Annotated in this window: 7 protein-coding genes; 5 read left to right on the top strand and 2 right to left on the bottom strand. The window is 52.6% G+C overall.

From position 1 onward, the window contains the following. Window positions 1–79 precede the first annotated feature (79 nt). The 3 genes from ACO064_RS03580 (at window position 80) to ACO064_RS03570 (ending at window position 5,278) form a co-directional block, all read left to right on the top strand. Window positions 80–2,653: a family 20 glycosylhydrolase gene (locus tag ACO064_RS03580; protein WP_421826039.1), complete on the top strand. Its 2,574-nt coding sequence runs from the start codon at window positions 80–82 to the stop codon at window positions 2,651–2,653. 101 nt (window positions 2,654–2,754) lie between these two features. Next, complete coding sequence (locus ACO064_RS03575) at window positions 2,755–4,008, top strand: MFS transporter (RefSeq protein ID WP_421826038.1); 1,254 nt, start codon at window positions 2,755–2,757, stop codon at window positions 4,006–4,008. 106 nt (window positions 4,009–4,114) lie between these two features. Next, window positions 4,115–5,278 carry a DNA-binding transcriptional regulator gene (locus ACO064_RS03570; protein ID WP_421826037.1) on the top strand — a complete coding sequence of 388 codons (1,164 nt, stop codon included), beginning with the start codon at window positions 4,115–4,117 and terminating at the stop codon, window positions 5,276–5,278. Window positions 5,279–5,490: 212 nt separating this feature from the next. On the opposite strand, the gene ACO064_RS03565 is transcribed toward ACO064_RS03570, so the two are convergent. Further along, the gene (locus ACO064_RS03565) at window positions 5,491–7,809 is read right to left on the bottom strand and encodes a hypothetical protein (protein ID WP_421826036.1); all 2,319 of its coding nucleotides are present in this window, start codon (window positions 7,807–7,809) and stop codon (window positions 5,491–5,493) included. A gap of 110 nt (window positions 7,810–7,919) precedes the next feature. Further along, window positions 7,920–9,149, bottom strand: coding sequence for a DegT/DnrJ/EryC1/StrS family aminotransferase (locus ACO064_RS03560; RefSeq protein ID WP_421826035.1), 1,230 nt, complete (start codon window positions 9,147–9,149; stop codon window positions 7,920–7,922). Between the two features lie 237 nt (window positions 9,150–9,386). On the opposite strand from ACO064_RS03560, the gene ACO064_RS03555 reads away from it, so the two are divergent. After that, window positions 9,387–10,670 carry a hypothetical protein gene (locus tag ACO064_RS03555; protein WP_421826034.1) on the top strand — a complete coding sequence of 428 codons (1,284 nt, stop codon included), beginning with the start codon at window positions 9,387–9,389 and terminating at the stop codon, window positions 10,668–10,670. An 82-nt stretch (window positions 10,671–10,752) separates the two neighbouring features. Continuing rightward, on the top strand, window positions 10,753–12,048 hold the full coding sequence (locus tag ACO064_RS03550) for a sensor histidine kinase (protein ID WP_421826033.1): 1,296 nt from the start codon (window positions 10,753–10,755) through the stop codon (window positions 12,046–12,048). Window positions 12,049–12,060 lie beyond the last annotated feature (12 nt).

Below are 12,060 nucleotides of genomic sequence, written 5' to 3'. Positions count from 1 at the left end.
AGTTGAAAAAGTCTTTGAAAGCCAGTGGTATTTTTAATACGCTATTCCGTATTATTAAGGCTACTTAACGACCCCTTCCATGCGTAACTTTTTTTGCCTCACGGCTTTTTTCGCCGTATTACTCCTGCTGAACGGATGCAAATCATCCGAAAAAGAAGCGGGAAAAATTGCCGTTTCCTGGGAATTGGTGAGCAATTTTACCGATGTCGAAGGCGGTTTTGAAGCCCGGTTTATCCTGAAAAATCACGGCGAATCGGCCCTTACTGACAAAAACTGGGCCCTATTTTTTAACATGTCGCCCCGGCCCATTCTGGCATCAAAAACACCACAACCGGCTACGGTTCAACATATTAACGGCGATTGGTATAAGATGACACCAAATGCCGGTTTTGCGCTGGCGGCTGGCGATTCGACCGAAATCCGGTATGCCGGAACCGAAGCAATTATTAAAAATACGGATTCACCGCTTGGGCTGTATTTCGTTTTTTACGACCAGGACGGCAAGGAAGAAAATATCGTTCAGGTGACGGAATATACTGTTCTGCCTTTTGCCAGAAAAGAGCAGCAGTTGCGCGGGAAAAACGATTTGATGCCCCTCCAGACAGCGGCCAAACGGTATCAGGACAACCTGGCACTCAGCCTGATCGATGCGTCACAATTGCAGAAAATCATTCCGTCGCCGGTTAAAATCACGTCTGGCACCGGAACATTCAGTCTCGACAATAAACTTTCCATTTATTACGGAGCCGGTCTGGAAAATGAAGCGAAGTTGCTAAGTCAGAAATTGAAAGTGCTGACCGGCACCGACTTTACCACCTCAGCTACCGCGCCTTCCGGAAGAGGCATTGTGCTCAAAACCGGGCCGGTTTCGGTGAACGGGATTGCTAAGGAAGCGTATAAACTGAGTATCGACGGCAACGGAATTGCCATCACCGGAAGCGATGCCGCCGGGGTGTTCTATGGCACGCAGAGTTTGCTGGCGTTGATTCCAACGGCAACACACCTGAAACCAACGGCTGCGGTGGCCCTGAATTACGTTCAGGTGGAGGATGCACCCCGGTTCCAGTTCCGGAGTTTGCACGTGGATGTAAGTCGTAATTTCCAGACCAAGGAAACCATTCTGCGCATCCTCGACCTGCTGGCGACCTACAAAGTCAATCATTTTCTGTTCTACACGACCGAAGACGAAGGCTGGCGGCTGGAAATCGACGGTTTGCCGGAGTTGACGAAAGTGGGTGCGCAGCGCGAACACACAACCGGTAAAGAAACATCCGTGTTGCACCCTTCTTACGGATCGGGGCCGAAAGCGCAAGAAGAGGGGAAATATGGCAGCGGTTTTTATACGAAAGCCGATTTCATCGAAATCCTGAAATATGCCAACGATCGGCATATCAAGGTAATCCCGGAACTGAACTTTCCCGGACACGCGCGGGCAGCCATCAAGGCCATGGAAGCGCGGTATGAACGGTTGATGAAGGAAGGCAAGGAAGCCGAAGCGAACGAATACCGCCTGATTGATCCCGATGACAAATCCGTTTATTTGTCGGCACAGGCCTACACCGATAACGTGGTGAGCGTGGCGAAGGAATCGACGTATCACTTCTACGAGAAAGTGGTGGACGAGATCACCAAAATGTACGCGGAAGCCGGGCTGAAACTGGATGTTTTCCACGCCGGTGGTGATGAAGTGGCCGAAGGAGCCTGGACAAAATCACCGCTGGCGGCTCAGTTGCTGAAAGAGAATCCGGCGATTAAAGACCCGAAAAACCTGCAAACGTACTTTTTTGGCCGATTGCTGAAACGGCTCGAAAAGCGGAATCTGGAAATTCACGGCTGGGAAGAAGTAGCCCTGAACAAATCGGCGGACGGGAAATACATTCCAAATCCGGAGTTCGTGGGTCGCAAGGTGGTGCCGTACATCTGGAACAATATTTACGATCTGGATCTGGGCAACCGGCTTGCAAACGCGGGCTATCCGGTGGTGTTGTGCAACGTGACCAACTTCTATTTTGACCTGGCCTACAACAACGATCCGCAGGAACCGGGCCTGTATTGGGGCGGTTTTGTCGACACACGGGCCAACTGGGCCTTCGCGCCGTTCGACATGTTCAAAACCACCTACAAAACGTCGATGGGAAAACCGCTGGTATTCAATGGTTTGGAGAAGATGAAACCCGAAGCCCGCAAAAATGTCATTGGTCTGGAAGCACAACTCTGGAGCGAAACCGTGAAAGGACGTGACATGCTCGAGTATTACACGCTGCCGAAACTGCTCGGATTCGTGGAAAGCGCCTGGGCCGCCGAGCGTCCGTGGGAAACCATCGAAAACCGGGACGCGCGTGAAAAGTCCATCCAGTCGGGCTGGAATGTATTTGCCAACACCTTGGGGCAAAAGGACTTGCCGCGTCTGGCGGTTCTGAATGGCGGTTATAATTACCGCATTCCGATGCCGGGGGCTATTCTGGAGAACGGAACACTGAAAGCAAACAGTGAATATCCGGGTCTGGCGATTCGCTATACAACCGACGGTTCCGAACCAACAGCGCAATCGACTTTGTATACGGCACCGGTGGCGGTTTCGGGGGCCATAAAACTGAAGAGTTTCGATGCGGCTGGCCGGTCGAGCCGGACGGTGGTGATTGCAGGTAAATAACCTAGTCTCAACCCCTAAATCCCCTAAAGGGGACTTTGTACATCCGGAGTATTCCGTGTTCAAGTCCCTTTTAGGGGATTTAGGGGTAAAATCTGTTCTTTATGAAGCACAACTCCCTGATTGTCATTCTGATTCTGCTGATCTTTTTCGTTATTTCCTTTCTGACCAATATCCTTGGTCCGCTGATCCCGGACATCATCAAAAGTTTTGAGTTGAGCATCGGTCTGGCCGGTTTTCTGCCGTTTGCCTTCTTCGTGGCCTATGGGGTGATGTCGATTCCGTCGGGCCTGCTGGTCGAAAAATACCGGGAAAAACCGGTGCTGCTGGGGGCGTTTTTTCTGGCTTTTGTGGGTGCTTTGCTCTTCGCGCTGATACCCGGATTCTCCATTGCGCTGTTCTCACTTTTCCTGATTGGTCTTGGGATGGCGATGTTGCAGGTGGTAATCAATCCGTTATTGCGGGTGGCGGGTGGCGAAGCGCAGTTTGCGTTCAATTCCGTACTGGCGCAGCTTTTCTTTGGCGCGGCCTCGTTTCTGAGTCCGCTGTTATACAGTTATTTAGTAAGTCATGTTCATTCGGATACAGAATCCTCCTCCGTCATTGCCCTCTTGAATCAACTGGTTCCGGTCAGTCTGCGGTGGGTGTCGTTGTACTGGGTTTTTGCCCTGACGGCCTTGCTGATGGTGATTGTCATTTACTTCGTCCGGTTTCCCGAAGTGGAGTTGAAGGAAGACGAAAAAATCGATACCGGCAAAGCGTTTAAAGACCTGCTCGGCAACAAAACCGTCTGGCTGTTTTTCTGCGGAATTTTCGCGTATGTCGGCACGGAGCAGGGCATCGCCAACTGGACTTCCCAGTTTCTCCAAACCTACCACGGCGTCGATCCGACCACCACGGGCGCTTCTGTGATCGCGTATTTCTGGGGTTTGCTGACGGTCGGATGCCTGCTGGGCTTGTTGTTGCTCAAGATTTTCGACAGCCGCCGGGTGTTGATGCTGTTTGCCGCCGGGGCCATTCTCTCCCTGCTGGCGGGCTTGTTCGGTACCAGGGAACTGGCGATTTATGCCTTTCCGCTCACCGGTTTTTTCGCATCCGTCATGTGGTCGATCACGGTGTCGCTGGCGCTCAATTCGGTGCCGCACCACCACGGGACATTCTCGGGGATTTTGTGTACGGGCATTGCGGGTGGAGCCGTCGTGCCGCTGATCATAGGCGGTCTGGGCGAGCTGGTCGGTCTGCGGCTGGCGATGTTGTTTCTGTTGCTAACGCTGGGCTACATTTTCAGCATCGGTATTTGGGCCAGGCCGTTGGTGAACAATGCAACTGTGAAGAGTTTAAAAGAGTTATTTGTTTGAAAGATAGAGTTATTTCACAGAGTTAATCAGAGGACATCAGAGATAATCAAAGAACCTCTGGTTAACTCTGATATACTCTGATTAACTCTGTGTAACAACAAATCTCATGTATAAAATCATCCTCCTGATCGACTTTGCCGAGGACTACAGCAAAAGTCTGTTGAAAGGTGTTACCCGGTATTCACGCGAACACGGTCCCTGGGTGTTTTGCCGAATGCCGCTTTTTTACCGCGAAACCATCGGGATTAAAGGCATTTTGCAATGGGCGAAAGAGTGGGGAGCCGACGGGATTATCGGACAGTTTTATAATGATAAAGAGATTTCTGAAATCATCAAAGCCGGGATTGCCGTCATTGCCCAGGACTTCAAGGAGCGGTTTGACGACATCCCGAACATCACCGGAGCCTACCACGAAGCCGGGGCGATGGCGGCCGATTACTTCCTGAAAAAAGGCTTTACGCAGTTTGCGTTTTACGGTTTTAAAGACATTGTCTGGTCGCGGGAGCGGGCGGAGGGGTTTGAAAACCGGATCAGAAGTGCCGGGTACGACGTCCATTCGTTCGAACATACGAAGGCGCAGTCCAGCGAATTGTGGTATTATAAACCCAGTGCATTGAGCCACTGGCTGCAATCCTTACCCAAGCCGATTGCGATTATGGCCTGCGATGACCGTCAGGGCCAGCATATTACGGAGACCTGTCGGCAAACCGGCATTCGGATTCCCGAAGAGGTGGCCGTGCTGGGCGTCGACAATGATGAAATGATCTGCGAACTGTCTGACCCGCCCCTGTCGAGTATTGCGCTGGATGCGGAGAAGGGCGGTTACGATTCGGCCAAACTGCTCGACCACATGATCCGGACGGGGGTGACCGGTTTTTACGATATTGTGGTGAAACCGACGCAGGTGGTAACGCGTCACTCGACTGACATCTACGCCACCAACGACCATTACATTGCCTCTTCGCTGAAATACATTCACCAGAACATCGATAAAAACCTCCAGGTGGATGAGGTTGTCAGACAGGTTCCGCTGTCGCGCCGGGCACTGGAAAAGCGGTTTCTGACCATTACGGGTTATCCGATTTACAAGTATATCTTTAACCTGCGCATCGAGAAATTTACCCAGAAACTGCTGGAAACCGACATGACGGTGTTTGAAATTGCGCTCGATATGGGACTGACCGATAGCAAGAACATTGCCCGCCAGTTCCGGCAGGTGAAGGGCTGTTCGCCCAGCGAATTCCGGAATCAATACGTAGCGGGGAAATAGAAAAAAGAGGTTATTTCACAGGGTTTAGCAGAGGAAATCAGAGGTAAACAGAGTATTTATTTTTCTCCGCTTAGCTCTGATTTCCTCTGATAAACTCTGCGATATAACCTCTTTTTCTAATCCTCAACCCCAGAACCCATACATCCTTTTCTAATCACGATATTTCTTTGCACCACCGCGTTATCGTATACTAAAAACCGTAAACCGAAAATTTACTGCTTCAGCAACCACACGTCCGAAATCTTCGAATGCTGGCGCCAGTTGAGGTGCGATTCTTCCGGTTCGTCGAAGGTTACGGAAATGCGGCCATCCTGCGTGAGCGAGAGCGGCACAATCCACTCCTTAAAGGTTTCGGTTGTCTTGTTGTAAATCAGGGGTTTCAGGCGCTGGCCGTCGACCCGCAGCAGGGCGTCACCAGAACCCGTCACCCGGATGATGTAGCGCGCGCCGGGGTCGAGGTTGTCGTAGTCGAGGGCCGGTTCGTTCTGGAAGGTTTGTGTCGACAGCCGGGCGCGGCTGGAGCCATTGTCCCACCAGGCAATGTCCGTGGCGTCTTCGGAAATGGTTTTCACACGCGGGCTGTTTCCGCCACTCGACACGTCGTCGTAATAACTGCCGACGCCGGGCGTTTCCCAGTTGCCGATGACGTGCATCCGTTCCAGTTGCTCTTTCGGCGTTTTCATGGCCCGGATTTTCTTAAATTCGTCGGCCAGCCACCAGCGGTTATTGAGCGGATAATCGACAAAATCGAGCAAACAGCCCCGTTCGTAGTTCTTGGCTTTGTATTTCGGAACGCTGGTTTGTAATCCGATCGATGCGAACAAATCGGCGCACAGCGTTTCGATTTTCTTCCGCAACTCCACCGAAACCGGTTCGTTATCTGCCTTCTCTTCCGTAGCCAGCGCCAGGGCCAGCGTTTTTTCGATACCGCTTTCAGTGGCCTGGGCCAGAAAGGCGTTGGCGGTTTTTTCCAGTCCCTGTTCGTAGAGCAACCGGCGACGCGTGTAGGCATCGTAGGTGGCCCGCAAAACCAGCATCTGCCAGCGCCAGTTGGTTTTCAGTTCAGGATGAGCGGTTTCCAGATTTTTCCAGAAGGAGAACGTCGCTTCGACCCCGCCATTTTGGGCCAACGGGCCTTTCCAGTTGGCTTCGAGGGCAGCAATACCAGCAGAGGCATCGTTTGCCAGGGGCCAGCCGAAGAAAAACCGGCAATAGTCATTCAGGATCTCGTTGACGTCTTTGGTTGGGTCCCACCCCCGCTGGCTCCACACCACTTTGTTGATATCATCGTGACAACCGTCGGAATATGACACAAAACCGTCGGTGAACGGCGCGTATTTTCCGTGAATACCGGCAAAAAAGAAAGGCCGTGGGTTGATGGCTTCGCGGCCCAGCGTCAGGGCGTAAGCCTGGTCCCAGCGTTCCACCGGAAATTCGCAGCGAACGTTGTGGGTGATGTCCGGATATTCGCGGTGCTGGTAGGTTTTGGGCAAGCGGAAACGGGTTTCGGCCATCGGCGGACTGCTCGGCCCCGACACCACGCCCTGCAACCAGGTGGGCTTATGTTGTTCGAGGTACTTGTAAAAATAATCGATCTGCTCCGTGTTGAATCCCTGCAATGAAATCCAGATTTTAGCCTTCGGGTGGTACTGAACCAGCCTGCCGTGGAGGTCTTTCAGGAATGCCATCACCTCGCGCGGGTGGTTGTCGCCGGGGTCACCGCCGGGGACGAAAATGTGATCGAGCCGGGGGCAGGATTTGTAAAAAGCCGCATGGTTTTCCAATTCGGCTTTTCGTTTCGCTTCATCGGTTAATTCAAATTCGGCGGGCGTCCAGACCCAGTAATCCATGTCGTATTTTTGACACAATTCACTCATTCGCACCCGCATCTGGGCCGCCGGTATGGGGAAATGAGGGCTGCCTTTTCCTTCTTCGTGAAACGGAATGCCTTCCACGGCGTTGGTTCCGAAAATGGCCAGTTCGCGGTAATACTGGTCAAACTGGGCCACCGTCCAGGCATCGTACGAATTGGCGGTGTTTCGGTAGCCCAACTGGTGTCCGCGAATCGGGTAGGCGGGCGCACTGGCGAATTCGACCGGTCCGGGGAGTTCAAATCGTTTCGCATCCATTTTTACAGTCCGCAGCAACCAGCCGGAGCCGAACAGAATGCCCCGCGCATCGGCCCCGATGATCCAGAGTGTTGTGCCTGCGGTGACAACTCGAAAACCCTCCGGTTTTTGCTCCGGCAAATCCGTTCCCGTTCGGACCGGAACCGGTTTTCCGGCGACTTCCTGATCGGATGCCAACGCCAGAACGATCGTCGGGGTTGTAATGCCGGGCCAGGCTTGTGATTGTTTCAGGGTGTTTTTGGTTCGTTTGGCAATTTCCTCCACCAGCATCTGCGGAGCGGTGGTCCGCATGGGCGACGGAATCGAAGGCGAAACGAGAAGCGTTGCATTTTTCAGGCTAATCGACTGAGCAGCAAGCTGGAATGCGAGAAAGAGAAGGAAAAGTGTTAAGCGAGAGGTCATTGGGTATCTAGGAAATGTGAGTTATTACACAGAGTTGATTAGAGGACATCAGAGGTTATCAGAGAAATTTTATACCCATTTTTTCTCTGATAACCTCTGATGTCCTCTAATCAACTCTGTGTAATAACCCGTTGAATTTTACGAATCGCTTCCGCAAACAACCGCATGTCTTCCCGGCTTCCCAGCATGGCGTGCTGAAAAATCCAGACGGCTTCTTCGCTGCACGCCCGTTCGGCAGCCGGGCAATGCACTGCCGTGTAATCGACGGATTCCGGAATGGCGTAACACATAAAGTTTTTGTTCTGAAAAACCGGCTGTTTGTAGAGCGGATGCGGATAACCGGTCGAGCAGGGAACGCCTTCGGCTGCCAGCCGGGCCACAAATTCGTGGCGGGAAAGCGGACCGAACGCCGTGGCATCGTACTTGAAAATGTACAGGTGGTAGCAATGCCGAATCGCTTCCGTGCCCCGGCTCAGGGCCGTAATGCCGGGAATGCCGGCCAGTAATTCGTTCAGATACAGGCCATTGTCGTTGCGTAAAACCGTTTGTTCTTCCAGCCGGTCGAGTTGTTGGGAGAGCAAAACCGCCTGCATCTGGGTGATGCGGTAATTGCATCCGGGGTTGAAATGGTCGTACCATTGGCCGCCTTCCATCCGCCCGACGTTACGCAGCGACGCCATCATCTTGTACAGATCTTCGTCGTTCGTAACCACGATGCCGCCTTCACCACTGGTCAGATTTTTGGACGACTGAAAACTGAAACTGCCCGCATCGCCTATGGAACCCAGTTTTCGCCCTTTGTATTCGGCACCGTGGGCGTGGGCCGCGTCTTCAATCACGCGCAGGTTGTGTCGGCGGGCAATGTCCAGAATGGCGTCCATATCGCAACCCAAACCGGCGAAGTGAACGGGAATGATCACTTTGGTCCGTTCCGTAATCGCGGCCTCAATGGCGTTGGGATCGAGGTTGTAGGTTTCCGGGTCGATGTCCACGAAAACCGGTACGCAATTGACTTCCAGAACCGTAGACGCTGTCGCAATAAAGGTATAGGGCGGAACGATCACCTCATCGCCGGGTTTGACTCCGCAGGCCATCAGGGCCAGCCGGAGCGACACGGAGCCGTTGACACAACTGACGGCGTATTTGGTGCCGCAATAAGCCGCAAACGCCTGCTCGAAAGCGGCCACGGCTTCCCCGCAGTCGGGATTTCCCCAGCGTCCGCTCCGAATCACCTCGGCCACAGCCTGAATTTCATTTTCGTCGTAGATGGGCCAGGGAAAGGTCGTCTGCACGGTTTTCTCACCGCCGTCGATGGCCAGGGTTTCCAGTGTACTTTTCATTTCCACGCTGTTTTAGAAGGTTTACGGTATTCGGTATTCGGTTTACGGTAGCTGGCGCACGCTTGAAACGCGTCAGCACCGTAAACCGAATACCGTAAACTGTAAACCGACTACCGTAAACCTTTTACAATACGGCTGCGGTTGGGTTTCGGGCTATTGTTCGGGAGAAATTTTCGAGCGAATAGCCTGTTTGGCAACTTGTAACGTATTAGCTCAGAAACCTTTCCCGAAACCACCATGAATTTGAAGTCGCTTTTTACCAGCCTGCTTGTTGCGGGGATGTCGATGGGTACAGCCTGGGCCATCCGGGGTCAGTTTGGTCACGAACAGGGCGCGGCCTGGGCCGGTGCCATCGGTGCGCTGAGTGTGCTGCTGGTGGCCAAGCGGGCCGACTGGTATTCCAAGGTGTTCAAAGCAACGCTGGCGGCTGCCATTGGCTGGGGAATCGGCGGCATCATGAGCTACGGCATTGTGGTGGGCTACGGGCGGGGCATCGACTTCGTGAATGTTTATTACGGGCTGCTGATGTTGTTCATCATCGGCGGTTTATACGGTTTTATTGGGGGCGGTTTGTTCGGGCTGGCCCTGGCCGATTCGCCGAAGAAACGCGTTTCGTGGCCCCATTTGATCGTTGAAATGGTAGCAGGCGCGATTGTCGTTTACTTTTTCCTGATCGAAGAATGGAGCTGGCTGATGACGCCCCCGCGCTCCGAAATGTGGGCGGCCTGTCTGGGAATGGCGGTGGCCCTGACCTGGTATCTATACCGGACCAGGCAGTATTCAGCCTTGCGCGTGGCGGTTTTTACCGGACTGGGGGGCGGTTTTGGCTTTGCCTTCGGAAACTTCCTGCAAGTAATGGGCGGTTTGTCGGGCATCAAATTCAATTTCTGGAATGTCATGGAATACACCCTGGGCTTTTTCGGCGGCATCGGCATGGCGTATGGTACGTTTACCTCGTCCTGGGAACCGGCCGAAAACCGGGAGAAGCGCGCCAACATCTGGTTTCCGCTGTTGATGCTGGTGTTGTTCATCCCGTTTGTAGTTTGGGATCAAACCTTTGAGTTGAAAAAGCTGGAAGAAAACTTTATTAAAATTACAACGGGAGATATTCCCGCGCTGGCACAAACGGTGCGGTGGGTGGCACTCCTGGCCGTGTTAGCCACCAGCGCGATCTGGTTTGTGACGTATTACCAGACCCGGAAAAACGAATGGGTGAGTTATGATTACAACGATGTCCGGACGTTTTTCCTCGGGCATTTTGGTTTGTACATCGCTTACAGCTTTCTGATAACCGGTGCTTTCCTGAGCACCTACCGGATTGAACAATACCTGTATGTGGTGAATCTGTTCGTGGTTTCGCTGCTGATCGGGAAAACAAAACCGGGGTTTTCAAACCGGGGGCTGTATGCAGGCAAGTGGGCGATGGGCTTTGCGCTGGTGCTGGTTTTTATCGCGGTGATCGCGTTCGTGGCGATTCATTCGCACGGTGAACTGAAGGGTATGAACCGGCGGTTTGAGTAGGACGGATGACCGGATCAGCACTTCCTTCCTTTTTGTTGGTATATTTGCCCCGCAAAAGCGAGATTTAAGGGAGCCGAACCCATTGAGAGTTGTTAAAGAAACGTTATACAAACTAATTGGTAGTCCGGACGGGTTTTCACTCGAAGCGCGGATTTTTAATGCCATCTGTGTGCTGATTCTGGTTGTAATGGGGTATAACATCCCGTTCAGCTTTTCGGTCGGACTGCCCGAAACCGGGTGGATTTGCACGGTGCTTTTTGGGGTCAGCGGTTATGTGTACTACCTGACGCGGATCCGGAAAAAGTTTGTTGCCGCTCTCACGATTGCCGGGGTCACCATCACGATCCTGTTTGCGGTAAACTACTTTTTCAATTCGGGCATGAGCGGGGCTTCGCTCCTGAGTTTTACCATTACGCTGTTTTTACTTCTGATTGCCGGACCATCCCGGCACGCCCTGTTCTGGGTTTTGTTCAATCTAACGATTGTACTTTCTCTGTTAACGATTGAATACCTGTATCCGCAATTTATTGTTGAAATCTATCCGACCCGGCTGGCGCAAACTGTCGATCTGGCTTCGACGTATAGCGTCAACGTTTTTTTTCTTTACTTCGGCACGCTTTTTTTTACCAAAGCCTACAAACTGGAGCAAAAGCGGGTGGAGGAACGGTCGGTGGTGTTTGAGCGACTGAATGAGGAAAAGAACAAGCTATTTTCGATTGTTTCGCACGATTTGCGGTCACCCCTGGCTTCGGTTCAGCAGTATCTGGAAGTGTTGAAACAAATTGAACTGGATTCTGATGAGCGGAAAAAGATCGAATCGGAACTGTTGGTGGGCATCAACCACACGCAGGAAATGCTGGTGAACCTGCTGTCGTGGTCGACAGGTCAGATGCGGGGAACGACGGTTTCGCTGGCACCGGTCGACGTCGGCGCGTGTCTGAAGCCCATCATCGAAATTTACAGACCGCTGGCTGCTCAAAAAGAAATCCAACTGGTTTTTCGGGTCGATGGCTTGCCGAACGTGCTGGCGGATGGCAACTTGCTGCAACTGATTGTTCGGAATCTGGTCGGAAATGCCATCAAGTTTACGCCCACTGGCGGACTCATCACGATTGAAGCCACGCGAACCGATGCGAGCGGTTTGATTACGGTGAAAGACACCGGCCGGGGCATTAAGGAAGCGGACAAACCCCAGCTTTTTTCGCTGAAAGCCCAGCCCACTTTCGGAACCAACAACGAGCGGGGCGTGGGGTTGGGCCTGTTTCTCTGCAAGGAATATGCCGAAGCCCAGCAGGGAGCCATCTGGTTTGAAAGCCGGGAAAAGGTTGGAACTACGTTTTTTCTGGCGTTGCCGCTGCCAACACAGGCGAAAAATTAACCACCCAAGTCG

Origin of the sequence: Larkinella sp. (assembly GCF_965227735.1) — a bacterium.
GTDB lineage: Bacteria > Bacteroidota > Bacteroidia > Cytophagales > Spirosomataceae > Larkinella.
Note: the sequence above shows the minus strand (reverse complement) of the source record. Positions and strands in the feature narration are given on the sequence as shown.